Here is a 26,883-nt window from a genome sequence, read left to right on the forward strand (position 1 = left end):
TAATATATTTTATTACAGTATGATTTCAGGTAAATTTGCCATAACAATTCACATTCTTACTTTGCTGACTAAATTTCCAAATGATTATTTATCATCTGAATTTATTGCAGGAAGTATTAATTTGAATCCTGTTTTGGTTCGAAAAGAAATTGCCAATTTAAAAGCACATCAAATTGTAGAAAGTAAAGAAGGAAAAAATGGTGGTACAAAATTGGCTGTAAACGCTGTAAACTTATCACTAAAAGAAATTTTCGAAATGACTTTTGAGTCTATTAATTTAGGATATGCCAAAAATCAGCCGAATCCTGAATGTCCGGTTGGTAAAAAGATCAATCAAAATCTAGCTGGTTTGTATGCAGATATGAACAAACAACTTAGCGTACAATTAGAAGGTATTTCGTTAGAAGATTTTTCGAATCAATTTTAAAACTATTTTTTTACACAAAACTGTAACATTTTTTATTACTAATTAAATTATATATTATGAAAATCGCAATTATTGGAGCAACAGGATTTGTAGGCTCAGCTATTTTAAACGAATTAGCAAACAGAAATCATGATCTTACTGCTATCGCCAGAAATCCAAAAGATACAACAAACGCAACATGGGTTGCAGCGGATATTTTTAATGTAGACGCTTTAGCAACTGTTTTAGAAGGCCATGACATTATTATTAATGCTTTCAATCCAGGTTGGACGAATCCAAATATATACGATGATTTTCTTGTGGGATCAAAAGCAATTCAGGAAGCTGCAAAAAAATCAGGAGTAAAACGTTTCATTACTATTGGTGGAGGCGGAAGCTTATTTGTTGCACCGGATTTACAAGCAGTAGATACACCTGATTTTCCAAAAGAAATATTTCCTGGGGCAAATGCAGCAAGACATTATCTAAATTACATTAAAGAAGAAAAAGAATTGGATTGGGCATTTTTTAGTCCTGCTTTCGAAATGCATGCAGGAACTACAACAGGTCGTACAGGAAAATACCGTTTAGGATTAGAAAATCCAGTTTTTAACGACGAACAAAGAAGTATTTTATCTGTAGAAGATCTTGCGGTTGTGATTGCAGACGAAGCTGAAAATCCAAAACACCACCAAGTTCGATTTACTGCTGGTTATTAAAACACGAATTTCACAGATTTACAAGAAGTAAAATGTTTTAGATTTTGCTATTGTATTGCTGATGAAACTATAACACTAATTTCACAGATTTACATGAAGTAAAATGTTTTCATTTTGCTATTTATTGCTGGTGAAACTATAACACGAATTTCACAGATTTACACGAAGTAAAATATTTTGATGGTGTATTGCTGGTGAAACTGTAACACTAATTTCACAGATCTACATGAAATAAAATGTCTTAGATTTTGCTATTTATTGCTGGTGAAACTATAACACGAATTTCACAGATTTACACGAAGTAAAATATTTTGATTTTGATGGTGTATTGCTGGTGAAACTGTAACACTAATTTCACAGATCTACATGAAATAAAATGTCTTAGATTTTGCTATTGTATTACTGGTGAAACGATAATACTAATTTCACAGATTTACATGAAGTAAAATGTTTTCATTTTGCTATTGTATTGCTGGTAAAACTATAACATGAATTTCACAAATTTGCACGAAGTAAAACGTTTGAGTTTTTAGAATTAATGCTAATTCGTGAAATTCGTGTTCAATCAACAAAACAGTTTCAAGAAAAATCCTTTTTTGAAACTGTTTTTGTTTTCTGTACTTTTACATTCTATAAAATTACATTTTGTCAAGCTCAAAAAAACAGTCAGGCAGTTTACAGGAAAAACCCGGGATTTCGCAACCTGAAATCACCAATGTTGCTGCAATCAATCAAATTAAAAAAAACAGAAGACAACAACCCTCTTCTGCTGAATTGATCACTGGAATTTTAGCAGGAAACCGAACGGCCTTAAGCCGCGCCATTACTTTAGCTGAAAGCACCAATCCGGAACATGCCGAAAAAGCAAATGAAGTCATTACGGGTTGTTTACCTCATGCTAATAAATCAATTAGAATTGGAATCACAGGAGTTCCCGGAGTTGGAAAAAGTACTTTTATTGAAGCTTTTGGAACGTTTTTAACACAACTCGGCAAAAAGGTAGCGGTTTTGGCAGTTGATCCCAGCAGTTCGCTTTCGCATGGCAGTATTTTAGGCGACAAAACCCGTATGGAAGAATTGGTAAAAGATGAAAATGCTTTTATCAGACCCAGCGCTTCCGGTGACACCTTGGGCGGTGTAGCCCGCAAAACACGCGAAGCAATCATTTTATGTGAAGCGGCAGGTTTTGACACTATTATTATTGAAACGGTTGGTGTAGGACAAAGTGAAACCGCTGTTCACAGCATGGTCGATTTTTTCTTATTGTTAAAAATATCAGGAGCGGGCGATGAACTTCAAGGTATTAAACGCGGTATAATGGAAATGGCAGATGCTATCGTCATTAACAAAGCCGATGGTGATAATATCAAAAAAGCCAATCAGGCAAAACTGGAATTTAACAGAGCCTTGCATTTGTTTCCTCAAAAAAAATCAAATTGGCAGCCTAAAGTTACAACCTGCAGCGCCATTACCGGAGAAGGTATTTCAGCCATTTGGGAGACTATTTCAAGTTACGTTGACACTATGACTGCATCTGGTTATTTTCAGGAAAAACGAAAAGAACAAAATCATTTTTGGATGATGGAGACTATTAATGAGCAACTTAAACTAAACTTTTTTACTCAGCCTGAAATCATTTCTCAACTGGAACAAAACAAAAAAGCAGTGCAAAATGATGAAATATCACCTTTTGCAGCTGCTCAGCTTTTGTTGAATATTTATGCTAAAATTCAAAAATAAAATTCTTGCCTTAGCATAATTATTTATTTTTTATTCTTCGTAGCGGTTTATTTCTCTGTCATAAAACTCATTGGCCAGAACAATAAGACCTTCCATTTCTGCATTAAGCTCCGCTTCATCAAGATCCTCCGCTTCTTCCATAAATTCAACCTCATCATCTTTTAAATTGATGATAAATCTTGGATAATCAAGGTGAATGATAAAAATATCATCTGGAAAATCAGTATTGTCTCCGAGTAAAAATTTAGGTAGTTCCATTTAATTTATTTTTTATTGGGTTCAAATTTAGTTATTTGAAAGTGAATTATTGACTAATCGTTTGGTTAAATAATGAAAGCGAAGATACAAAAATATCGCTGCTGCTGTAAGACCTGCCAAAAGTCCGATCCAGACTCCTTCTGCCTTCAACGTCGTATATTCTGATAAGTAATACGAAACAGGAAATCCGATCAGCCAGTATGCCACAAAGGTGATATACATTGGTACTTTTACATCCTGCAGACCACGAAGCGCTCCTAAAACCACAACCTGAATCCCGTCAGAAATCTGAAAAACGGCTGCAATTAACACTAGCTTCGATGCAATTGCGATTACCTCTTCATTATCAACTAACTGTGCTGTGTTTTCCATATTAAGGAAGATATATGGCAAGATACTATGAAAAGCGACAAATACGGCTGCAAAAACAATTTCGAGAATTAGGGAAAGTAAAAAGATGGAACGGGCTACTATAATTAGCTTTTTAAAATCCATTAATCCTTTTTGATTGCTGACACGAATCATCATGACAATGCTTAATCCCATTGCAAACATAAAGGTCATGGACGAAAGGCTCAACGCAATTTGATTCGCTGCCTGACTCGTTTTACCAATGTTACCGCACAACCAGATCGAAGTAGCAAAAAGCACTACCTCAAAAAGCATTTGCATAGCGGATGGCAATCCTAAGCTGACAATTTTTTTGACGGTTTCTTTTTTAATTTGATTAAAACTAAAATTCTGAAAATAGGTTTTTAGCTGCTCTCTTCTCGATAAAATAATATGCATAAACAAAACCATCATGATTCTGGAAATCACAGTTCCTAATGCAGCACCTACAATACCCATTTTAGGAAAAATCCAAACACCGTAAATCAGCATGTAGTTGATTCCAACATGAACAACATTTGCCATTATAATAGCATACATTGAATATTTAGTCATCGAAAGTCCGTCTGCAAATTGTTTGTAACCCTGATACATTATAAGCGGAACCAGCGAAAAGGCTACCCACGCCAAATATGGTTTGGCCAATACGATAACATCTGCAGGTTGGTGAAGCAGTTCCATCAAAGGCATTGCCAGAACTATTAGTAAAAAGAGCATTACGCCCAGAATGGTACATAAAAATAGTCCATGATGAAAAGTAGAGCGTATTTTAAACGAATCTTTCTCTGCATCGGCTTCGGCTACGATTGGCGTAATTGCCGTCGAGAAACCAATCCCTAGTGACAAAGCAATAAAAATCATACTGTTTCCTAACGAAACGGCAGCAAGCTCTGTGCTTCCTAATTTACCTACCATTATATTGTCGACAATACCTATTAAAGTATGTCCAACCATTCCTAATATTATAGGATAGGCCAATCTCAAATTATACGAAAACTCTCTTGTGTATTGTTTTAAACTCACGGCTTATATTTTTTTTGTGTGCAAAGATAATCAGATCCTCATGATTCTCTAACTTAAAAAGAAGCTACTTAAAAGACTTTGTGCCTTCGCGAGCAAATTTCTCTGTTGAGAGTAAGTTTTATTATTTAATCTCGCAAAGTCGCAGAGTCGCAAAGTTTTTTTACTAAGAGTCAAAGCTTTTTACTATTAGACTTATGAACAAACATTCATTTTTTTAGAATGAATCTAAACATTATATAACAATTTTAAAAAATTATATAACAAACTCTCACGACCTCGAAACTACTTTTACATTATTAATAATTAAAATATGCGCCATGATGAAATTAAGAAATCTAAAAATGTTCTGCCTAGCCACTTTTGCTTTACTATACGCTAATACAACTTTCGCTCAAGACAGTCAAACTAAAAATTATGATCAGGGTTTTAGATTAGGATTTGGTGTAAACGGAGGTGTACCAACAGATGGTGATTACGATTGGGCATTAGGTGGAGATGTACGCTTACAGTACGATTTAACAAAAAAAACGTCATTAACTTTAACTACAGGTTTTACTAACTTATTTGTATCAGAAGAAAATGCAAAAGACCTTGGTTTTATTCCGGCCAAAGCAGGTTTTAAGGCTTTTATTTGGGAAGATCAATTTTATCTTTTAGGTGAAGTTGGTGCTGGTTTCGCAGTAACAAACGGTTACAACGACACTACCTTTTTATGGTCTCCAGGAATTGGATACGCTAACAAATATATCGACGTTAGTGTACGTTACGAAGATTACAACAAATTCAAAACCAATCAAGTAGCATTACGTCTGGCTTACGGTTTTAATTTATAAAATACGTTCATTTTTATTCTTTTGTTTTTGGTATAAACCCGGCAGATCCTCATATCTGCCGGGTTTAGTTGTTTTATAGCAAGACGTAATTACATTATACTTTATTCTTTATCAAGGTTGGATATATCTGTTTTTCATTTTTATTCCTGTAGATTTTTCAATTAGATCTAACTTCAACCTCTCCTCCTTTACTTCTTCCATCAGCCAGATAGAATCACTTGTTCTATAAGTAAAATTCATAACCATATCTAAATCCTTCATAAGCTTGTAACGTATAAAAACTTTACCATCGTCTATAATATAATCTCGAGACATGTGATCTAACACAAACTCTATATTTTCATAAAAACATTCAGGTGCTTCCTCGCGCTCTAAAACTTTATACATATCGTTATCAAAAAAAATTGGTCTATTTACAGCTTCATTTACAATTACAGCATGAATCTCTACATACCTATTTTGCCAATAATACATAGAAAATAAAATAATCAAAATCGCTAATCCTGCATAAATCCTACTCTTAACACTATCTGTAATATATAACCTTTTTATAATCATCTCCATTTAAACTATCCATTTCTCTTTTCATCTTAAACCACTCGGGATCGGTACTTCATAAAGTATAATTCCAAATAAGATTTAAATCATTCATCAATTTATACCTAACATAAATCTTACCATCTCTTTTAATATAGTCTTCTACGGAACGATCTATAACGTAATCTATATTTTTATAATAATTAGCTGGAACTTCATTAGGTTCAGCAGACTTATACAACTGATTATCAAAAAATATTATAGGTTGCTCGTATTCTTTAAGAATGACAGGACGAAGTTCTACATACCTATTTTGCCAATAACAATAAACTGAAACTAAAATAACTAACACTCCTAATCCTGAATAAATCTTTTTCTTCATTTTTATTGGTGAAATTTATACTTTTTGTAATCATCACCATTAATACTATCCATTCTTCTTTGGGTTTTATACCACTTTAAATTATTAGTTTTAAGAGTATGATTCCAAATCATTTCTAAATCATTCATGTATTTATATTTAATGTAAATAATTCCATCTTTTTCAATATAATCTTGATTTTCTCTACCCAATACATATCTAATATTCTCATAAAAATTTGGTGGAGTCTCATTTCGTTCCGCAATTCTATAATAATCATTCTGAAAAACTATTATAGGACGTGTATATTCCTTACTTAAAACTGGTCGAAGTTCAACATATCTGTTTTGCCAATAATAGTAAAAAGAAAACGATACAATCAAAATTGCTAATACTATAAATATTTTCTTTATCATATCTATCTTAATTTAATATTTAAATTCCCTGATGATTCTTTTTGGAAGGTTACATTAAAATTTTGTTTCCAAGTACTTCTCATATCAAATGGTTTTGCTCCACAATACTTTTCGACTAATAAAGCGTCTGAATCTCCAACATATCCAAAACCAAAAATGTAAGCGTGAGCTCCTTTATGCCAGTCGTATCTATCCCACCAAGTATGAATGATTGTTCCAGATAAAACAAAACTGTCTTTTCTCCTAGTAATTTTAAGATTACTAGCTGAAGTTATTACACTTGTACCACTCATATAATAAAGTTCTCCAAATATACCTGCAGTAAATTGACGCTGTAATTCATTTTCATAATCTATATAATCCCCTTCATTCTTCAATAATTGATCTAATTTTTTATCATTTAGTCTTTCCTCAAAGCGTTCAATATTAAAATTTTCCGCCACAAGAACTTCCCTCTGACTTCTCAGCCATTTAAAATCAATAATTTTTGTAAATCCCGAACCATCGAGCCACCACTGTAAGTTGTCGGCGGCATGGTTCCAATTTCTTTGCCGTCCTTTTTCAATCATCTTAATGTAATTGGCTTTGAGCATCTCGGCTTTTTGTTTATCGTCCATTTGCCAATAGATGCTCTTTGCCTTTGAGTTTCCGGGCAGTGTCCAAAAAGGATCGCCGAATAAATTGGTGTATTCAGAAGGAGTTAAACTTTTTTTTAAATCTAATTCTGGTTTTAATCTGCTTGTATACATACTATTCTATTTTTACGTGCTTATAATTTCTTACAAACCTATAAAATAGAAACTCAAAACAATACCAAAATAAGACATAATATCTTACAATAAAACACCGCTTAAAACACTTAAGTTCAGAATTTTACCCTAACTTTTCTCTAATTCTTTTTTATAAACGTCAAAATTAGCTTTTATCTTCTCATCCAGTTCCGGTTCTTTTATATCCGTATATTTTTTCATTTCTTCCCAGATAATTTTAGCCACAATATAGCGCGACATTTCCTTATCATCAGCGGGAACAATATACCACGGCGCATGCGAAGTCGATGTTTTATTAATCGCCTGTTGGTAATATTTCTGGTATTCATCCCAATGCTCACGTTCCTTCAAATCTCCCGGAGAAAACTTCCAATTGTGTTTTCCTTTTTCTAAACGTCGCAGCAAACGGTCACGCTGTTCATCTTTACTTAAATGAAGATAAAACTTGAAGATAATCGTACCATTTTCGGCAACATGCTTTTCGAAATTATTAATCTGCTCAATTCTCTTTTTCCAAAATTTCGGTTTAATATCCTCAACGCTGTTAATGTCCGGTAAATTCTCATTCAAAACATATTCCGGATGCACTCGCGTTACCAATACATTTTCGTAATGCGTTCTGTTAAAAATCGCAAACTTCCCTTTTTCCGGCAAAGCGATATAATGCCTCCACAAATAATCGTGTTCCAGTTCACTCGAATTTGGAGTCTTAAAACTATGCACCACCACCCCACGCGGATTAAATTCTTTAAAAACTTCCCGAATCAAACTATCCTTTCCCGAAGTATCCATTCCCTGAAAACAAATCAAAACGCTGTACTTGTTATGCGCATACATTACGTCCTGCAAATCGCTTAGTTTAGCCTGCACCTCATCGAGTTTGGCTACTTTTTCATCATCATCAGCTTTCGTTTTTAATAAAGTTGGAATTTTTTCTAAACTTATTTTTTCTGTTACCTTAAAATCATTCGGATCTATTGACTTCATATCGCTGCTTTTTTAGTTTTTATACGCTTCTTCCTCAACACTTCTCATTGAAATTAACTGTAACAAAACATTTTTTTGTCCGTCATTTCACAACGTTGAGTTTTTTTATACTAGTAAATATACTATTTTTACGAAGCATATTCCTGCTATTCATTGCAATACTTTCTCAATAAATTGCTTTTTACAAGCCACAATAAGAGCTTCCTTTGGTCGCTTTATCGTGTCAGTAAAAATGGCAATTTCTTTTCAAAGTATTTTCATTGCTATCAGGGCTACCTTTAGTTTTCAAAACAACATTCATGGAAAAATTTACATTAGAAATATTATTTCAAATTATCGGCATTGGTTCAGCATCGGGATTATTTTTGAACAACGATTCACTTTATGTAATTGGTGACAACAGCGGTTATCTTTACGAATACAGCATGCAGCATAAGCAATTGAGTCAACATGCATTAATCGACAATCCTACGCAAAACATTGCTAAAAACCTTAAGCCTGATTTCGAATCACTTACACATCACAATGACACTTTATATGTTTTTGGTTCCGGTTCAACCGAAAACCGAAACAAAATGATTGCGTTCGACCTTAAAAACAAAACCATTTTACAGAAAAACAATCTGGTCGATCTATATGCTGTCATGCAAAGTTTCGGCTCTATAAAGCCGGAAGATTTCAATCTCGAAGGCGCTATTTTCGATGGCGAAAACTGGTATTTATTCAATCGTGGCAATGGCATTTCCAACAAAAACACCATTTTTACTATTCACGCCAAAAGTCTGGGAGAAGAATTTGCTCTGGTAGCCACCAATTATAAGCTTCCAAAAATAAAAGGCGTTCGTTCCAGTTTTACCGATGCGATTTTAGTCGAAGACAAAATCTATTTTCTTTCCACTGCCGAAGACACCAAATCTACCTACGACGATGGCGAAATCCTCGGAAGTTTTATTGGCAGAATCGATCTGAAAACCATGAAAATCGATTTTACACAAAAAATCACTTCTACCAATAAATTTGAAGGTTTAACGCTTTATCAAAAATCAAATGACAAAATTGAATTTTTGCTTTGCGAAGACAACGATACAGAATTGCTGGAAACAAAAATTTTCAAATTAACTCTTAATAGGCTGTAGGCTTTAGGCTTTAAGCTGTAGGCCTATTGCTTTGCGCATTGGGCTTTGGACACAGAAAAAACAATTACACGATTAAACAATTTAACGATTAAACAGTTCAACAATTAAACAATTAACCGATTAACCAACTAACAATAAACCATAAAAAATGAACCTAAAAAAACTTCTCGCTCTTTTACTTCTTACAGCGGGACAAATTTCGCAAGCGCAATACAAATATCCTGCAACACCGGAACGTCCTGTAACCGATGATTATTTTGGAACAAAAATTACTGATTCTTATCGCTGGCTGGAAGACATGAAAAGCGCTGAAGTACAAAAATGGTTTAAAGAGCAAGGTGATTTTAGTAATTCCGTGATCAAACAAATTCCGGGTCGTGATCTTTTATTTAATCGTATGAAAGAAATTCAGGGTTTGGGAGGAGATGAGTATCTTGTGATTAAACAACACGGAAATAATTACTATTACACCAAAAATAAAAAACAGGAAAACATAGAAAAACTTTATTTCAAAGCAGGACTAAACGGAACTGAAACTTTGATCTTTGATCCTGCAGCTTTCAAAAAAGATGCTACTATTACTAATTTTCGAGTAAGCCCCGATCAAAAAATGATTGCTATTGCACTATCAGAAAATGGTGCGGAGGTCTCCGATCTTAAAATTCTTGATGTAAAATCAAAAACATTTCTAACCGACAATTTAACACCGGTTTGGAGCGAATTTAATTTTGATTTTACACCAGACAGCAAAGCCATTACCTATACAAAAATGAGCAATCGGGATCACAATAGCGACGATTTTCTAAAAAACATGAAATCACTGGTTCACATTATAGGAACAAATCCTGAAACAGATAAAATCATAGCATCAAAAGCAACAAATCCCGATTTGAACCTGCTTTCAGAACAATTTCCGGACATTGCATTTACTGATGATTACAAGTTTATCATTTTAGAAATTGGCTCGACTAAAAGTGAAATATTGTCCTTTTATGCTCCATTCTCTGAACTTTCAAAAGACAAAATAAACTGGAAACCGCTTGTTAAGTATGACGACGAAATAACTGCTACTGCTATATTTGGTGACAAAATATTTTTTCTGACACACAAAAATGCGCCCAATTACAAAATTGGTGTCACTGATATTAACAATCCGGATTTTAATAATGCTGCAATTGTAGTACCTGAAACAAACAAGGTTTTACGCAGAATGCAAAAATCTAAAAACTTTGTTTATTACTCTTTAAGCGACGGAATCAATCAGGATAAATACAAAATCAATACCAAGACGCTGGAATCTAAATACATCCCAATCCCAAAAGGTTCAAACGGATCAATTGTTTTAAATCCGCGTGAGAATGATAATATCATATTATTCAATAACGGATGGATTACGCCTTCTACCAATTATGACTATAATGGTGCAACAGAAAAAGTGAAAAAAGGCGAACAATTTATCTCCAGCGGAAATCATCCTGATTATAGCAAACAGTTTACCGTAAAAGAAATTGAAGTTGCAAGTCATGACGGCGTTATGATTCCACTATCTTTAATCTATCCAAAAAATTTAAAATTAGATGGTTCAAATGCCTGCTACATTACCGGTTACGGTGCTTATGGCAGCAGTCGTTTGCCTTTTTTTCTAGATCCGTCATTGATGGCATTATTAGAACAAAACACAGTAATCGCAGTTGCCCACGTTCGCGGAGGTGGCGAAAAAGGAAATGAATGGCATAAAGGCGGAAAGAAAGCAACGAAACCTAACACTTGGAAGGATTTTATTGCCTGTTCAGAATATTTAATAAAAGAAAAATATACTTCGTCTGAAAAACTTATTGGTAATGGTGCTAGTATGGGTGGCGTTCTAATCGGACGAGCAATCACAGAACGTCCTGATTTGTATAAAGTTGCTCTTATCGAAGTGGGATGTACCAATGCCATCAGAATGGAAACAACTCCAAACGGACCAAATCAGATACCGGAAATTGGTTCTCTAAAAAATGAAGAGGATACCAAACACATCTTAGAAATGGATGCACAGAGTAAAGTTAAAAAAGGCGAAAAGTACCCAGCAGTTTTAATAAGAACGGGCATCAACGATCCAAGAGTATCACCATCTGAACCTGGAAAATTTGCTGCAATTCTGCAAAACTATAATGCTTCTGACAAACCAATTCTTTTGCACGTTAATTATCAAAACGGACATTTTTCTAATGATCTCGATGTTACCTTTGGCGATAATGCAGATATGTTTGCCTTCGCGTTATGGCAAGTAGGTAACTCAAAATTTCAAATTAAAAAATAATAACAAATAATAACCCTCAAACTAAACCAATTAAACGACTAAACAGTTAAACGGTTAAACAATAAATCATAATTATAAAATGAATCCAATTTTAAATCAAAATCTATTTCTTGTAAAAGAACACGTTGGTATGTTTAAAGCTGCCAACAATTACGATATATACCATCCTGAAAGCAATCAGATTATTATGAACTGCCGCGAAAACAATCTGGGCTTTTTTACCAAAGTATTTCGTTTTACAGATTATAAAAGAATGACACCTTTTAATATTGAAATTTCAACAGCAGAAGGTGAAAAATTAATTTCAGTAAAACGTGGTGTTGCCTGGCTAAGATCAACAGTTGAAGTTTTTGACGAAAAAGACCGTTTGGTTGGAACCTTCAAACAAAAACTATTTTCTATTGGAGGAAAATTTGAAATTCTGGACAAAAACGAAAAACCTGTGGCTACTCTTCAGGGAAAATGGACAGGCTGGGATTTTAAATTTACACACGAAAACAAACAACTGGCTCAGGTAAATAAAAAATGGGCAGGAGTTGGAAAAGAGTTTTTTACCAGTGCTGATAATTATGCCCTTCAAATAGAAGAAACAGTTGCTGCAGACAGTCCGCTTAGACAATTAATTTTGGCAGCAGTAATGTGTATCGATATGGTTTTAAAAGAATAAAAACCTGTTAAACTTAAATTAAGAAAACATAGCAAGGCATCATTTTAGTAAGCAAAAACAGTACTTTTGCAATACTAAAATGATGCTTTTTGCATTACTAAACAATAAATCATGACAGACTTAAAAAATAAAAATGCCTTTATTACAGGAGCTGGAAAAGGAATCGGAAAAGCAATTGCTATTGCACTTGCCAAAGAAGGTGTAAATGTAGTTTTAGTTTCAAGAACTCAGGCCGATGTAGATCAATTAGCTGCAGAAACCACTAAATTAGGTGTAAAATCTTTAGCATTATCGGCAGATGTTTCAGACATTAATTCGATAAATGCTGCTGCAGAAAAAGCTTTAGCAGAATTCAAAAATATTGACATCTTAATCAACAGTGCCGGAATTGCTGCCTTTGGTAAGTTTCTTGAATTAGAACCTGAAGCCTGGGAAAGAATTATTAAGGTAAACGTAATGGGAACGTATTATACAACCCGTGCCCTTATACCAAACATGATCGAAAGACAAACAGGTGACATTATCAATATTTCATCGACAGCAGGATTAAACGGAAATGCGTTAACAAGTGCGTACAGTGCTTCAAAATTTGCAGTTCTTGGTTTAACCGATTCTTTAATGCAGGAAATGAGAAAACACAACATTCGTGTTACTGCTTTAACACCAAGTACAGTTGCAACTGATATGGCAAAAGATTTAAACCTTACAGATGGCAATCCGGAGAAAGTAATGCAGTCTGAGGATATCGCTGAATTGATTATTGCTCAGCTAAAATTAAGCAGAAGAGTATTTATCAAAAACAGCAGTATTTGGTCTACAAATCCATAAAAAATTTATTCATAGTCTCTCAAAGTGCTATGCTTTGTAAAGATTTAAACGCTTCAACAATACGATGGAACAATATTTAAGACAATTAATTGCAATAGAATTTCAGGACAAAAAAGAAATTTTTACCGGTTTTCTAATTGACTATTCAGATGACTGGATATTACTTCGAAATAATCCTGTAGATTACATCCTGGATGGTTTTGTTATTTTGAAAAACAAAAACATCGAAGCCGTACACCGCGATCATGATCTTGAATTTACAGAGAAAGTTATTCGGTTAAAAGGCTTAAAGACCAATGCAGAAGATATTATTCCGATTAGGGATCTAAATTCGATTGTAAATTTTATCACTAAAAAATATGGCATTTTTCAGATTTCTAAAAAATCAGCAAAATCCGCTTACTTAGGACGCTTAATCGAATTGAACAACGAAGAACTTACCATTGATTTTCTGGACACTAAAGGTCAGTTTGGCGGTGAATTAAGTTTTAATCCCGAAAAGATCAGAGTAATCGAGTTTGATACGGATTATATCAATTCTTTGAAACTGGTGATTCCACAGGATCAGAAATAGTTATTTTAAAAAACAGAAACGCCCTTTTTAAAAAGGGCGTTTCTGTTTTTATATAAAATATAAAATCGGTATAAATCAGTGTTTTCGCTTAGCGAATCCGTGTCATCGGCGTTTTATAAAAATAACGACATCAACGCTTGTCAAAATTGAAGAACCTAAGCTTCGGCAAGTTTATTTAAAAACTCCAAACGCACACTTCCGTCTTCATCTATTTTTGTCAAATTAATTTCCTGCAGCGTATTTACCAACTCAGGATTCCATGGCGTTTTTACTTTTACATAGTTTTCTGTAAATCCGTGAATGTATCCTTCTTTATTCTCTCCTTCAAATAAAACAGTTCTGTTCGTCCCAAGTTGACTTTCGTAAAAAGCACGACGTTTCTTAACTGATAATCCACGAAGCATTTTACTGCGTTTTGCGCGCACATTTGCCGGAACAACTCCAGACATATTCGCAGCTTCTGTATTGTCTCTTTCAGAATACGTAAATACGTGTAAATACGAAATATCCATTTCGTTCAGGAAATGATAAGTTTCTAAGAAATGTTCTTCTGTTTCTCCAGGAAAACCAACAATAACATCTACACCTATACAAGCGTGCGGCATAACCTCACGAATTTTGTTTACGCGCTCCGTATACACTTCACGTAAGTAGCGACGTTTCATTAATTTTAAAATATCGTTGCTTCCTGATTGTAGCGGAATATGAAAATGCGGTACAAAAGTTCTGCTTTTAGAAACAAACTCAATCGTTTCGTTACGTAATAAATTAGGTTCAATAGATGAAATTCGCAAACGTTCGATTCCTTCTACCTTATCTAAAGCCTGAACTAAATCCAGAAAAGTATGTTCATGTTTTTTGTTTCCAAATTCACCTTTACCATAATCTCCAATATTTACTCCGGTTAAAACAATTTCTCTAATATTTTGAGCTGATATCTCTTTAGCGTTTTGCAATACGTTCTCTAACGCATCACTTCTTGAAATTCCTCTCGCTAGCGGAATGGTGCAATAGGTACATTTATAGTCGCAACCATCTTGCACTTTTAAGAATGCGCGGGTACGATCACCAATGGAATAACTTCCAACATAAAAATCGGCTTCAGCAATTTCACAAGAGTGTACCTCACCCATGTCATTTTTGCTTAAGTCATGAATATAATCTGTAATTTTAAATTTTTCAGTAGCACCCAAAACCAAATCAACTCCATCTACAGCCGCTAACTCCTCCGGTTTTAATTGTGCATAACAACCTACCGCAGCAACAAACGCCTTATCATTCAGTTTCATTGCCTTTTTTACTACCTGCTTAAATTGCTTATCAGCGTTATCTGTAACCGAACAAGTATTGATTACATAAATATCAGCCACCTCTTCAAAATCAACACGATCGAAACCTTCATCATTAAAGTTTCTGGCAATCGTAGATGTTTCTGAGAAATTCAATTTACATCCAAGCGTATAAAACGCAACTTTTTTTCTATTTTCCATGGGAATACACTACGTTTTAAGTAGGAAGATAATATATTTACATCTTAGTTTTAAGAGTCTGCAAATTTACATACAATATTCTTTAAAATAAAATGAATAATTGACTATAAATCAATATTTTGCAGCAAAGTGTTTTTCAGTTGACTTAAATTTAATCCAAGGTCATGGAAAACTTGAAATGCCAAAATGTTAAAAAAATAGCGTGATTAGAAAAATTAAATGTGAAAAATGTCAGTTAAGGACTAATATTACCGATAAAATACAATTTGTTAAAGATTAGATTAAATTTTTCTTACTTTTACACCATCAAAATTTATTTACTTTTGCACCTCTTTTTGAAGTTCAAAAAAAATAACAAAAAAATGTAATAAAAGACTAAATTGCGTTAACAACAATTCTATTTTTTAACCGTTATGTTTTTTTTGTTATAAATAAAATGGGTAAGCCGAAAACCATAAAGAGTAGGCAACAATTAAATTACAAACCTATTATGAAAGCATTTTTAACCACAATCTGCTTGATGTTCTTAGCCCTTACTAGTGCACAATCGCAAAATGCGCCTGCTACTAATCCATTTCCATCAATTAGTACTTTAACAACTTGGGCAAGTTTTAATTCACAAACTCAATTCGACACTGCAGTTCGTGCTGTTGGCTTTAAATTTGAAGTAAAAGAACCAGGAGAAGGCTCTACAGCATACACATATATTCGTAAAGTTACAGTAAATGATGTAAATTATACTGACAGAATAGTTTACAGAATTGCAAACAATAATTCTGCAAGTATTATTTCGTTAGTAACAGCTTCAACAGATTTAGTAAGCTTGTATACTCCACAATTAACGACTTTCAAAAGCAACAATTGTAAAACAGAAATGTCTAAAGACAAAAACACAATTTGTACTTGCTACGAAAGTGTAAATTTTGCAATCGATCTTTGCGACGAGCGTGTAAAACTTACAATGGGTGATGGTAACAAATATTTTGTTTCTGTAGCTAAAAAATAATACCCCTGTTTTCAGAGAATAAAGAATGATTTGTTTCCAAATCTTTGCAAAGTATAAAACTATTTAGTTTACAAAGATTTGGAATGCATTTCTCTGAATAAAATTTTTACAAGTCTGGATTTTTAAGTTCATACCAAACTTGTAATTCATCTTCATAATCAAAAGAATTTACATAGCGTAAACCCAGCTTTTCTAAAATTCTTCTTGAGTTTTCATTTCCAGCGTCTGCATACGCATAAAGAGCATCCACTTTCATTACATTAAAAGCATATTCTACAAAAGCTTTTCCAGCTTCAGTAGCATATCCTTTACCCCAATATTTTTCAATAAAACGATATCCTATTTCATAAAAACCTTTATAATCATTGATTTCATTTGTAATGAATTTGATACCTGACCAACCCAAAAATTCATTGGTTTCTTTTAATACTACAGCACAGCGTCCGGTACCAAAATCCTGATATTGCTGTTGAATGTTTTTTATTTGTGCTAAACTTTCTTCCTTTGATTGTACAGGCTTTTTACCAACAAAAACATGAACATTAGGATTCGAGTCCAATTCAAACATACCATCAAGGTCTGAAAAAAGTAATGCTCTTAAAATTAGACGTTCTGTTTCTATTGATTCTTTCATAACAAATAAATTAATTTAAAATATAGCGTTGCACCACTTCTGCAACTCCATCATTATTATTTGATGCAACAATTACATTGGCTCTGTCACGCAATTCCGGCGTTACATTATCAACCCAAACACCAAGTCCGGCATATTCAATCATCGTTAGATCATTTCCTGCGTTTCCAACGGCTATAATTTCACTTTGTTTAATATTAAGTTTCTCTGCCAGTAATTTCAAACTGGCTGCTTTATCGATTCCGTTTTGAGCTACCTCAAGGAAAAAAGGTTTTGACATCGCAACACTTAAATGTGGCATTGATTCTTTTAAATCTGCTTCAAGTTCTTTTAAATAAACAGGATCTTCTAACAAAATACATTTTACAGCAGGCTTAGTAACAGCTTCCTTAAAACTTGGTACTTTGTTGTGCTTTAGTCCTGTAATGTGCTTTTCGATATCAATATATTCAGAATCTGTTTCACTTACGATTTCGCCATCTATATAAGTAATAATATGCGTTTTCTTTTTTACACTGTAATCGTATAAATCGTGGATTTGCTCTGGTGTCAAACATTGTTCAAACAACACAAGATCGTCTTTTACGGTACTGATAACAGCACCATTAAAAGAAATCATATACGAATCATTTAAATCTAATTCTAATTCTTTAGCATAAGCAGTCATTGCAGAGGTTGGTCTTCCTGAAGCTAAAACTACGTATACTCCTTTAGCCTGTGCTTCAAGAAGTACTTTTTTATTTAAAGCCGAAATTTTATGATCGTCTGTCAACAAGGTATCATCCATGTCGAGCACCAGCATTTTATATTGCATTTCTTTTTATTTTTTAATCTATACCTTCAATAACAGCAGTTGCTGAATTTCCGGTTATTATTAAATACTCATTCTAAATTCTTCGATTACCGGATTTGCTTTAGCAAAATCAGTCTCCTGAATAAATACCTCAACCGCTAAACCTGTAGCTCCAAACCCACCTAAACGAGCAGATTGAATATTGTCTTTCTTTTGCGTTTCTACACCTGCAGCTTCTAATCTTTCCTGCAACGCAATCGCTAATATTTCACTTCCCGAAAACACCTTCATTAAGCCCATAACCTACTATTTTATTATTTAAATTTTATTCTTCTTCATCATCAATATTTTCCTCTTCATCTTCAAAGTCCTCACCGTCTTCTTCTTCAAATTCTTCCTCATCCTGCTCTTCCATATCAAATATATAAGGCTCAAGCATCATTTTTTCTGCCAAAATATCGATACGTTCTGTCAAAGTTTCTGCAAAAATAATACGTTGTGTTTTAGCAATACTATTCGAAATACGCATGATTTTTGTTTCATGGCGTAATTTCAAAATAGGATCAGCATCATCAATGATAAACATTTTTAAACGGTTTACATTATATCCCGCAGTCGTAAACATATCACTTAGTTTATTCGGAGTTCCAATCAAAACATCGATTCCCGTAGAAACATAGTTTTTATCATAATCCATATCCCCTTTGTCATGAACACCATACACTTCAAGATTGCTGTGTTTACCGTACTTTTCAAAAAGCGCCACCATTTCCAGTACCTTTACTTTGTCTTCAACAAAAATCAAAGCACGTGGCGATTCTTCTGTATGACCAGACAATTGCTGAATTACATTTAATACAATTGTAGTCGATTTTCCGCTTCCTGCCGGAGACAGAATAATGCAATCAGCACCACTTTTTATCGTAGAAAAAGTTTCCTGCTGTAATTCATTTGCTTCCGTTAATCCGTTTTCAATTAAAGCGTCTTGAAGCTTTTCGTTTATTTTTTTTAGTTTCATTTCTTTTTTTGCTTTAAGCTTTATTTTGGCTATAGGCAATAAGCTTTAGGCCTTAGGCTTTATTTTTTTTATGCTGTAGGCTTTAAGCTGTAGGCTATAAGCTTTATTTTTTTATGCTGTAGGCTTTAAGCTGTAGGCTATAAGCTTTATATATTTTTCTTTTTTTTGCTTTAGGCTATACGCAGCAGGCTTAAAGCCTAAAGCATACAGCTTATCGCGCGAAGCGAAGCGAAGCGTAGCACCTACTTGCTCGCAAACATTTTTACATCATTCTCCGATATTTCGTTACCTCCTAAAATGATTAGTCTTTCAACTACATTTCGAAGTTCACGAATGTTTCCTGTCCAATCGTATTCTTGCAGCAATTTTATAGCTGGTGCTGAAAATACCTTAATGGCGTTTCCTTGTTCCGAAGCAATTTTTTCTGTAAAGTGTGCAATCAAAGCCGGGATATCATCACGTCTGTCATTCAAAGCCGGTACTTTAATTAAAATAACAGCCAGACGATGGTATAAATCTTCACGAAAACGTCCTTCGGCAATTTCGGTTTTTAAATCTTTATTGGTTGCGGCCACAACACGAACATCAACTTTTATATCTTTTTCTGCACCTACTCTGGTAATCATACTTTCTTGCAGGGCACGTAAAACTTTGGCTTGCGCCGATAAGCTCATGTCTCCAATTTCATCTAAGAAAATAGTTCCTTTGTCAGCTGCTTCAAATTTTCCTGCACGATCTTTTACTGCTGATGTAAAAGCTCCTTTTACGTGACCAAACAATTCACTTTCGATCAGCTCACTTGGAATTGCAGCACAATTCACCTCAATCAGTGGGAAATTAGCACGTTCGCTTTTTTCATGCAATTGATGTGCAACCAATTCTTTTCCGGTTCCGTTTGGACCTGTAATTAAAACTCTGGCTTCTGTTTGCGCCACTTTATCAATCATAACTTTAATATGACTGATCGCTTCGCTCTCTCCTACCATTTCGTAGTTTTTGCTCACTTTTTTCTTTAGAATTTTATTTTCAACAACAAGTTGTTTTTTGTCTAAAGCATTACGAACAGTATTCAGTAAACGATTTAAATCTGGTGGTTTCGAGATATAATCAAAAGCACCTAATCGCATGGTATGAATAGCGGTTTCCATATCACCATGACCTGAAATCATGACCATTGGAATTTCCGGTTTGATTTTTTTAACTTCTTCTAAAACCTCAACACCGTCTAGTTTTGGCATTTTGATATCACACAAAACCAAATCGTAATCGTTGTTTTTTATTTTTTCCAGACCTGCTGCACCATCTTCTGCTTCGTCTACCTGATACGTATCGTTTTCTTCTGATAGTATCTTAACCAAAACTCTTCTGATCGATGCTTCGTCTTCTATAATTAGTATTTTACTCATTTTTCTTCTAAAGGTTCAAAGTTGCAAAGGTACAAAGGTACAAAGTTTATAATCTTTGTCGCTTTGCACCTTTTAACCTATATTATTATATTTTTTTACTAGTGTTTACATAGTCTATTAAAGCTTCTTTGTTATAAAATGCACACGTTCCAATATTGAAAACCTTTGCAACTTTGTCCCTCTGAACCTTTGTAACTACAAAAACTAATATTTAAGCCATTTATACAATTCTTTCCAGGTTGGCTTTTTGCCATACATTAAAATACCAACGCGGTAAATTTTTGCAGCAAACCAGACAACCAGAAAAAAAGTAGCAAACAATAATGATACCGAAATAGCGATTTGCCACCAAGGCACACCAAACGGAAGTCGCATTAACATTACAATTGGTGAAGTTAATGGAATCATTGAAAAAACGACCGCAATTGTTCCGTGTGGATCGTTGACAACAGTAAAGAAACCAATGTAAACACTTAAAATAAGCGGCATAATAATAGGCAATAGAAATTGTTGAGAATCGGTTTGATTATCAACTGCGGCTCCAATTGCGGCATAAAATGAACTGTATAAAAAGTATCCTCCTATAAAATAAATCACAAAGCCAATAATAATACTGGCAATTGGTAAATTCCATAATTCGAGAATATACATTTGAGCGGTACCTGAGAATTCAGCTTGTGCAGATTGCATCAATTCAGGTGAAATTCTTGCTGTTGGTCCAACATTTACACCAAAAAATGCTGAAGCAGCAAACATTAATCCCAAACCAATTATCGCCCAAATTACAAATTGCAATAATCCCGCAAGTGAGGTTCCCACAATTTTACCAATCATTAACTGAAACGGTTTTACTGAGGAAATAATAATTTCTATAATTCTGTTAGTCTTTTCTTCAATAACACTTCGCATTACCATGTTACCATAAATGATAATAAACATCATGATTAGATATCCAAATGCGCCACCAATACCAATTTTAATTTCATTCAATCCTTTTAAACTTTCTTCTCCGGAAGTTTTTACTAAATGAATATTAACTGCTGCCTGCGCTTTTTGAATTGCCAAGGTATCCAGCTTTGCTTGCTCAAGATTTATTTTAGTGATTTTATCTGCTATAACGTCCTGTGTTTTTTCTACAAAAGCAATACTTGGGCTGCTATTCGAAATCAGTTCAATTTTTGTTTCTAAGTCTTTCAGATTATTCGTTTTTGGAATAATAATCAGACTCGAAAAACTTTCATTTGTAATACTGTCTTTTAAAGCATTGATATCAATCTCAGACAGATTCAGATATTTGAATTCTGCTTCTTTTTTGTTTTTCTTTATAAAATCATCTGCAAACAAACCAGTTTCATCATGAATGGCTATTCGTTTGGTTTCAGCTTTCATAGAACTCAAATAACCAATAAATCCTGCAATTGCCACAAACAATAACGGACTTAAAAAAGTCATGACCACAAAAGATTTATTACGAACCTTTGCAATGAATTCTCTTTTTATAATTAATGAAATTATGCTCATTTTTTTCTTTTAGATTATTAGATTTTTTAGACTTCTTAGATTTTTGGACTCCTTAGACTTCTTAGATTTTTTTGATTCTTTGCATGTTAGACTGAAGTCTACACATACTTAAAAATAAAATCTAAGAAGTCTAAAGATCTAACAATCTAAAAATCTAAGACGTTACTGTTTGAATAAAAATATCGTTTACACTTGGAATTTTTTCTACGAAATGTGTTACCTGTCCACGTTGTGTAAGTATATGCAGTAACTCATTTGGCGTGGCATTCCCAATTTGAATTTCTAATTTCAAATCGTCATTTAAAGATTTAAAAGTAGCAGGTGAAACGGTAAATTTTTGTGTTATATCGTACATCAAACCTTCTACGTTATTGGTCAGGATTCCCACTTCAAAACTATTGGTTTTAAATTGGCGTTTTACATCGCTTACTTTTCCTTCAATCAGTTTATTCGATTTATGAATTAAAGCAATATGATCGCAAAGTTCTTCAACACTTTCCATTCTGTGTGTAGAGAAAATAATTGTTGCACCTTGTTCTTTTAATGCTAAAATTTCATCTTTAATTACATTTGCATTCACCGGATCAAAACCAGAGAAGGGCTCATCAAAAATCAACAATTTAGGTTTGTGCAATACACAAACAACAAATTGAATTTTTTGCGCCATACCTTTAGAAAGCTCCTGAATTTTTTTGTTCCACCAGCCCTGAATTCCCAATCGGTCAAACCAGTAGTCCAGTTGTTGTTTGGCTTCGGTTTTAGAAAGACCTTTCATTTGTGCCAGATACAAACATTGCTCGCCCACTTTCATAGAACTGTACAAACCTCTTTCTTCTGGAAGATATCCAATTGTCTGTACATGTTTTTGCTGCAATTTTTCTCCATCCAAAATTACTTCACCGCTATCCGGCAATGTAATTTGATTTATAATTCGGATTAGAGAAGTTTTTCCAGCTCCGTTAGGACCTAACAACCCATAAATACTGCCTTTTGGCACATTTAATGAAACTTCGTTAAGCGCTACATAATCGCCATATCGTTTTACGACTTTATGTACTTCGAGTAAGTTGCTCATGCTTTTTTTAAATTTTCTGCGTCAGTTTAATCTTTGTTGTCTTAATCGTGTAAAAGTAAATAATTCAAGGCGAATCTGGTTACTTATACGCAAAAAACCCATCCTAAATTTACTCCGGGATGGGTTTTTGAATTTATTTTTACATTCTAAAAAAAGTAATGCTTATGAAAACATATCTTTTACTTTTTCAAAAAATGATTTTTCTGATTTTTCAGGACTTGGTACAAAGTGCTCGTCGTTTAAAGCATTTTCAAAAAATTGTTTTTGCTCTTTGTTTAACGTTTTTGGTGTCCAAACGTTTACATGAACCAGTAAATCACCGCTTCCGTAACCATTTATACTTGGAATACCTTTTCCTTTTAGTCTTAGAATTTTTCCGGATTGAATACCTTCTTCTAATTTAATACGCACTTTTCCGTTGATTGCTTCGATGTCTTTAGAAACACCTAAAACGGCTTCCGGAAAACTAATGTATAAATCAAAATGAATATTTTCGCCTTCACGTTTCAGGAATTCGTGCTCTAATTCTTCGATAGCTACAATTAAATCACCAGGAACACTATTTCCGGGAGCATCGTTTCCTTTGTTAGAAACTTTCAATTGCATACCATCAACAACTCCTGCAGGAATTTTGATAGAAACAGTTTCGTCTTCTAAAACCATTCCTTGTGCATCTGCCTCAGAAGGTCTTTTATCTAATATTTGTCCGGATCCACCACAAGTTGGACAAGTTGATGCTGATTGCATTCTTCCCAAAATTGTGTTTGTAACGCGCATTACCTGTCCTTGACCATTACAAGTCGAACAAGTTTTGTAGCTTACACCTTTAGCCTGAACTTTACGTTTTACTTTTACTTTTTTCTCAACACCATTGGCAATTTCTTCTAAAGTCAATTTAACTTTAATTCTAAGATTGCTTCCTTTAGCACGACGTGGTCCGCCTCCGCCTCCGCTGAAACCTCCAAATCCACCACCAAAAATGTCACCAAACTGGCTGAAAATGTCATCCATATTCATACCACCGTGGCCACCACCGCTAAATCCGCCAGAACCATCAAAAGCCTGATGTCCGTATTGATCGTATTTCGCTTTTTTGTTAGGATCGCTTAAAACTTCGTAAGCTTCTGCAGCTAATTTAAAGTTTTCTTCTGCCTCTTTGTCGCCCGGGTTTTTATCCGGATGATATTTCAAAGCACTTTTTCGGTACGCTTTTTTAATTTCGGCAGCATCGGCACTTTTTGAAATGCCAAGTATTTCGTAAAAATCTTTTTTCATAGTTAGATTAAATTGCTACGCCAGTTTACTAGCGTTCTTGTCTAAATTTCAAAAAACACTTTTGGTCGTGCCATTTGAAATCTTTGTTTGCATTTTTTTAGTTTCCGATAACCACTTTAGGAAAACGAATAATCTTATCTCCTAATTTGTATCCTTTTTCAATAACATCAACAATTTTACCTTTCAATTTGTCAGACGGAGCTGGAATTTGGGTAATTGCCTCTGCAAAATCAGCATTAAAAGCATCACCTGCTCTTACTTCAACTTGCTCTAAACCTTTAGAAACCAAAGTACTTTTTAACTTCTCATGAATTAACTCCACTCCTTTTGTCAGAGTTTCATCTTCAGATTTACTGATCTCTACCATAGCTCTGTCGAAATCATCTAAAACTGGAAGCATCGCCAATAAAACTTCTTGGTTTGCGGTTTTAAATAAATCGATACGCTCTTTTGAAGTTCTTTTTTTGTAATTTTCAAATTCGGCAAATAATCTCAAAAACTTATCTTTTTCTTTTGCCAAGTCTTGAGCCAATTGCTCTTCAACACTTAATTCTTCAACAATTAACTGCTCACCGTTGGCATTGTTTTCTAACGTTACATCATCTAATTCCTGATCGAATTCTGTATTTTCCGTAGTCATATTATTTGTATTTTTAAAAATATTCTTAAACTTCATTTTTATTCTTTCTGTTGGATTGCAAAAGTACTGCCAAAACTCTTAAAATGTCAAATTGTCACTCTATTCGGTTTCAGCATTTTAAAAAATAATCCGGACGTAAAAATTTTAGTATAATTTTAAGACTATTACGTTTTAGTTTGTATTATATTTGAAACCAGATTAGTAAATGAAAATTATCTATCAAAATTGAATTTAAGGGTTAGCTTCGGCTTTATAATAAATTATTAATTCAACTTTACCTTATATTAAAAAAAGCTTCGCCTATTGTAGACGAAGCTTTTTTTTATGCTTTCTTTTTATTGCACGGGCGGAGGGATTCGAACCCCCATCAACGGTTTTGGAGACCGCTATTCTACCCTTGAACTACGCCCGTAATTCAAGCCGCAAATTAAAAGCTTTTTTCTTTTCCGGCAATCATTTTTCATGCAAATTTGAAAATTTTTAAGCTGAAAAGCGCTAATAAATCATTAACACAATCACCTCCAAAGCTTTGTGAATTTCATATTTTTTAATCCGATTAGAATCTTCGCAGCCTTTTGGATTCATTTAGCCCTAAAATTGACACATAAAAACACTATTAAGCCAATAAAGCTGCCTTCAATCCTTCAAAATCGACTGTTATTTGTTCTCCAGAAACTAAATTTTTAAGCGAATAAGAATTAGAGGCTATTTCCTGATCTCCTGCAATTACAGCAAAAGGAATCAAACGCTTGTCGGCATATTGAAACTGTTTCCCTACTTTTACATTGTCAGGATAAAGTTCTACTTTAATATTTTCTTTTCTTAATTTTTGAATGGCTTGCGAAGCATACAGCGCCTCAGCATCACCGTAATTAATAAACAATGCTTTTGATGTTGCCGCAACTGTTTCCGGAAATAATTGTAATTCTTCCAGAACCAAATAAATTCGGTCTAAACCAAAAGAAATTCCAACTCCACTCATATTCTTTAAACCAAAAATACCTGTTAAGTCGTCATATCTTCCGCCACCTCCAATAGATCCCATTGAAACGGTTTTTGGTGCTGCTACTTCAAAAATAGCTCCGGTGTAATAATTTAGTCCACGTGCCAAGGTTACATCCAAATCTAAAGTTGCTGTTGCCAAACCTAAAGTTGCCACATTGTCACAAATAAATTTTAACTCTTCAACACCTTTCATTCCTTCTTCTGATGAAGCTAATAATGAAGAAAGCTGCTTTATTTTATCTGAAAAAGTTCCTGTGAAACTAAAAAGTGGCTGCACTTTTACTAACGCTGCTTCAGAAATTCCTTTTTCAATCATTTCTTTTTTCACACCGTCTTCTCCAATTTTATCCAGCTTATCTAAAGCAACTGTAAAATCAATTAACTTATCTGATGCTCCAATAACTTCAGCAATTCCAGATAATATTTTTCTGTTGTTAATTTTTATAGTAACGCCTTCTAAACCTAAGGATGTAAAAACGGTATCATACAATTGTACCAATTCTACTTCCTGCCACAATGATTTTGAACCAACCACATCGGCATCGCATTGGTAAAATTCTCTGTATCTACCTCTTTGCGGTCTGTCGGCTCTCCAAACAGGCTGAATTTGATATCTTTTAAAAGGAAATTCAATTTCGTTCTGGTGTTGTACCACGTATCTTGCAAACGGAACTGTTAAATCGTAACGTAATGCTTTTTCAGAAATTTTTCCAGTAAATTTATTCAGCTCAATTCTCTGATCTAAACTAATTGTCTCCGCAGAATTAACTTGTAACTCGTCTATAGATTCCGGTAATTCAATTTTGCTTTTGTTGAAGAAAAAATTACCTGAATTCAGTATTTTAAAAATCAAACGATCACCTTCTTCTCCATATTTTCCCATTAAGGTATCTGAATTTTCAAATGAAGGTGTTTCAATTGGCTGAAATCCAAATTTCTCAAAATTATTTTTTATCGTCTGAATTATATATTGACGTTTTGACACCTCTGCCGGCGAAAAATCTCTTGTTCCTTGTGGTATGCTTGGTTTTGAAGCCATCTTTTTTAGATTATTAGATTTTTGGATCTTT

Annotated in this window: 28 protein-coding genes and 1 tRNA gene; 10 read left to right on the forward strand and 19 right to left on the reverse strand. The window is 33.8% G+C overall.

Going from position 1 to position 26,883, the window contains the following annotated elements:
* Positions 1–19 precede the first annotated feature (19 nt).
* The 3 genes from B0A66_RS20140 to meaB all read left to right on the forward strand — a co-directional run bounded on the left by B0A66_RS20140 (position 20) and on the right by meaB (position 2,865).
* On the forward strand, positions 20–427 hold the full coding sequence (locus B0A66_RS20140) for an RrF2 family transcriptional regulator (protein WP_089051653.1): 408 nt from the start codon (positions 20–22) through the stop codon (positions 425–427).
* Between the two features lie 56 nt (positions 428–483).
* On the forward strand, positions 484–1,125 hold the full coding sequence (locus B0A66_RS20145) for an NAD(P)-dependent oxidoreductase (RefSeq protein WP_089051654.1): 642 nt from the start codon (positions 484–486) through the stop codon (positions 1,123–1,125).
* A gap of 645 nt (positions 1,126–1,770) precedes the next feature.
* Entirely contained in the window at positions 1,771–2,865 is a 1,095-nt protein-coding gene (gene meaB / locus B0A66_RS20150; RefSeq protein WP_089051655.1) for a methylmalonyl Co-A mutase-associated GTPase MeaB, read from the forward strand.
* A 30-nt stretch (positions 2,866–2,895) separates the two neighbouring features.
* Here the strand turns inward: meaB and B0A66_RS20155 are convergent, their stop codons facing one another.
* Both B0A66_RS20155 and B0A66_RS20160 read right to left on the reverse strand, forming a co-directional pair.
* The gene (locus B0A66_RS20155) at positions 2,896–3,123 is read right to left on the reverse strand and encodes a hypothetical protein (protein ID WP_017495128.1); all 228 of its coding nucleotides are present in this window, start codon (positions 3,121–3,123) and stop codon (positions 2,896–2,898) included.
* A gap of 27 nt (positions 3,124–3,150) precedes the next feature.
* The gene (locus B0A66_RS20160; RefSeq protein ID WP_089051656.1) at positions 3,151–4,536 is read right to left on the reverse strand and encodes an MATE family efflux transporter; all 1,386 of its coding nucleotides are present in this window, start codon (positions 4,534–4,536) and stop codon (positions 3,151–3,153) included.
* Between the two features lie 317 nt (positions 4,537–4,853).
* Between B0A66_RS20160 and B0A66_RS20165 the strand changes: the two genes are divergently transcribed.
* Entirely contained in the window at positions 4,854–5,369 is a 516-nt protein-coding gene (locus tag B0A66_RS20165; protein WP_089051657.1) for a hypothetical protein, read from the forward strand.
* Positions 5,370–5,480: 111 nt separating this feature from the next.
* Here the strand turns inward: B0A66_RS20165 and B0A66_RS20170 are convergent, their stop codons facing one another.
* The 5 genes from B0A66_RS20170 to B0A66_RS20190 form a co-directional block, all read right to left on the reverse strand.
* On the reverse strand, positions 5,481–5,933 hold the full coding sequence (locus B0A66_RS20170) for a hypothetical protein (protein ID WP_089051658.1): 453 nt from the start codon (positions 5,931–5,933) through the stop codon (positions 5,481–5,483).
* Positions 5,934–5,982: 49 nt separating this feature from the next.
* Positions 5,983–6,288 carry a hypothetical protein gene (locus B0A66_RS20175; protein WP_089051659.1) on the reverse strand — a complete coding sequence of 102 codons (306 nt, stop codon included), beginning with the start codon at positions 6,286–6,288 and terminating at the stop codon, positions 5,983–5,985.
* Positions 6,289–6,290: 2 nt separating this feature from the next.
* Positions 6,291–6,683, reverse strand: a complete 393-nt coding sequence (locus B0A66_RS20180) for a hypothetical protein (RefSeq protein ID WP_089051660.1) — start codon at positions 6,681–6,683, stop codon at positions 6,291–6,293.
* A gap of 2 nt (positions 6,684–6,685) precedes the next feature.
* On the reverse strand, positions 6,686–7,432 hold the full coding sequence (locus B0A66_RS20185; protein ID WP_089051661.1) for a hypothetical protein: 747 nt from the start codon (positions 7,430–7,432) through the stop codon (positions 6,686–6,688).
* Between the two features lie 129 nt (positions 7,433–7,561).
* Positions 7,562–8,440: a PPK2 family polyphosphate kinase gene (locus B0A66_RS20190; RefSeq protein WP_089051662.1), complete on the reverse strand. Its 879-nt coding sequence runs from the start codon at positions 8,438–8,440 to the stop codon at positions 7,562–7,564.
* A 299-nt stretch (positions 8,441–8,739) separates the two neighbouring features.
* Between B0A66_RS20190 and B0A66_RS20195 the strand changes: the two genes are divergently transcribed.
* The 5 genes from B0A66_RS20195 to B0A66_RS20215 all read left to right on the forward strand — a co-directional run bounded on the left by B0A66_RS20195 (position 8,740) and on the right by B0A66_RS20215 (position 13,950).
* Complete coding sequence (locus tag B0A66_RS20195) at positions 8,740–9,576, forward strand: DUF6929 family protein (RefSeq protein WP_089051663.1); 837 nt, start codon at positions 8,740–8,742, stop codon at positions 9,574–9,576.
* 148 nt (positions 9,577–9,724) lie between these two features.
* Positions 9,725–11,881, forward strand: coding sequence for a prolyl oligopeptidase family serine peptidase (locus B0A66_RS20200; protein ID WP_089051664.1), 2,157 nt, complete (start codon positions 9,725–9,727; stop codon positions 11,879–11,881).
* A gap of 79 nt (positions 11,882–11,960) precedes the next feature.
* A complete protein-coding gene (locus tag B0A66_RS20205) occupies positions 11,961–12,548 on the forward strand; it encodes a phospholipid scramblase-related protein (protein ID WP_089051665.1) in 588 nt (195 codons plus the stop codon).
* A gap of 111 nt (positions 12,549–12,659) precedes the next feature.
* Entirely contained in the window at positions 12,660–13,376 is a 717-nt protein-coding gene (locus B0A66_RS20210; RefSeq protein ID WP_089051666.1) for a 3-ketoacyl-ACP reductase, read from the forward strand.
* A 64-nt stretch (positions 13,377–13,440) separates the two neighbouring features.
* Entirely contained in the window at positions 13,441–13,950 is a 510-nt protein-coding gene (locus B0A66_RS20215) for a hypothetical protein (protein WP_089051667.1), read from the forward strand.
* Between the two features lie 155 nt (positions 13,951–14,105).
* On the opposite strand, the gene mtaB is transcribed toward B0A66_RS20215, so the two are convergent.
* A complete protein-coding gene (mtaB, locus tag B0A66_RS20220) occupies positions 14,106–15,440 on the reverse strand; it encodes a tRNA (N(6)-L-threonylcarbamoyladenosine(37)-C(2))-methylthiotransferase MtaB (RefSeq protein ID WP_089051668.1) in 1,335 nt (444 codons plus the stop codon).
* A 490-nt stretch (positions 15,441–15,930) separates the two neighbouring features.
* On the opposite strand from mtaB, the gene B0A66_RS20225 reads away from it, so the two are divergent.
* Entirely contained in the window at positions 15,931–16,446 is a 516-nt protein-coding gene (locus B0A66_RS20225; RefSeq protein WP_089051702.1) for a hypothetical protein, read from the forward strand.
* A 106-nt stretch (positions 16,447–16,552) separates the two neighbouring features.
* On the opposite strand, the gene B0A66_RS20230 is transcribed toward B0A66_RS20225, so the two are convergent.
* From B0A66_RS20230 to hisS, 11 genes are all read right to left on the reverse strand, one after another.
* Positions 16,553–17,080 (reverse strand): GNAT family N-acetyltransferase, encoded by a 528-nt coding sequence (locus tag B0A66_RS20230; RefSeq protein ID WP_089051669.1) that lies wholly within the window; start codon positions 17,078–17,080, stop codon positions 16,553–16,555.
* 10 nt (positions 17,081–17,090) lie between these two features.
* Positions 17,091–17,894 carry a Cof-type HAD-IIB family hydrolase gene (locus tag B0A66_RS20235; protein WP_089051670.1) on the reverse strand — a complete coding sequence of 268 codons (804 nt, stop codon included), beginning with the start codon at positions 17,892–17,894 and terminating at the stop codon, positions 17,091–17,093.
* Positions 17,895–17,954: 60 nt separating this feature from the next.
* Complete coding sequence (locus B0A66_RS20240; protein ID WP_089051671.1) at positions 17,955–18,173, reverse strand: putative signal transducing protein; 219 nt, start codon at positions 18,171–18,173, stop codon at positions 17,955–17,957.
* A gap of 25 nt (positions 18,174–18,198) precedes the next feature.
* A complete protein-coding gene (locus B0A66_RS20245; protein WP_089051672.1) occupies positions 18,199–18,891 on the reverse strand; it encodes a DEAD/DEAH box helicase in 693 nt (230 codons plus the stop codon).
* Between the two features lie 242 nt (positions 18,892–19,133).
* On the reverse strand, positions 19,134–20,297 hold the full coding sequence (locus tag B0A66_RS20250) for a sigma-54-dependent transcriptional regulator (RefSeq protein ID WP_089051673.1): 1,164 nt from the start codon (positions 20,295–20,297) through the stop codon (positions 19,134–19,136).
* A gap of 204 nt (positions 20,298–20,501) precedes the next feature.
* Positions 20,502–21,818 carry an ABC transporter permease gene (locus tag B0A66_RS20255; protein WP_089051674.1) on the reverse strand — a complete coding sequence of 439 codons (1,317 nt, stop codon included), beginning with the start codon at positions 21,816–21,818 and terminating at the stop codon, positions 20,502–20,504.
* Positions 21,819–21,972: 154 nt separating this feature from the next.
* Positions 21,973–22,893, reverse strand: coding sequence for an ABC transporter ATP-binding protein (locus tag B0A66_RS20260; RefSeq protein WP_089051675.1), 921 nt, complete (start codon positions 22,891–22,893; stop codon positions 21,973–21,975).
* Between the two features lie 162 nt (positions 22,894–23,055).
* Positions 23,056–24,168 (reverse strand): molecular chaperone DnaJ, encoded by a 1,113-nt coding sequence (dnaJ, locus tag B0A66_RS20265; protein ID WP_089051676.1) that lies wholly within the window; start codon positions 24,166–24,168, stop codon positions 23,056–23,058.
* A gap of 97 nt (positions 24,169–24,265) precedes the next feature.
* Entirely contained in the window at positions 24,266–24,844 is a 579-nt protein-coding gene (locus B0A66_RS20270) for a nucleotide exchange factor GrpE (protein ID WP_089051677.1), read from the reverse strand.
* A gap of 305 nt (positions 24,845–25,149) precedes the next feature.
* Positions 25,150–25,220: transfer RNA gene (locus B0A66_RS20275), tRNA-Trp, on the reverse strand.
* Between the two features lie 204 nt (positions 25,221–25,424).
* Positions 25,425–26,852 carry a histidine--tRNA ligase gene (gene hisS, locus B0A66_RS20280; RefSeq protein WP_089051678.1) on the reverse strand — a complete coding sequence of 476 codons (1,428 nt, stop codon included), beginning with the start codon at positions 26,850–26,852 and terminating at the stop codon, positions 25,425–25,427.
* Between the last annotated feature and the right edge of the window lie 31 nt (positions 26,853–26,883).

Origin of the sequence: Flavobacterium hercynium (assembly GCF_002217285.1) — a bacterium.
Classification (GTDB): domain Bacteria; phylum Bacteroidota; class Bacteroidia; order Flavobacteriales; family Flavobacteriaceae; genus Flavobacterium; species Flavobacterium hercynium.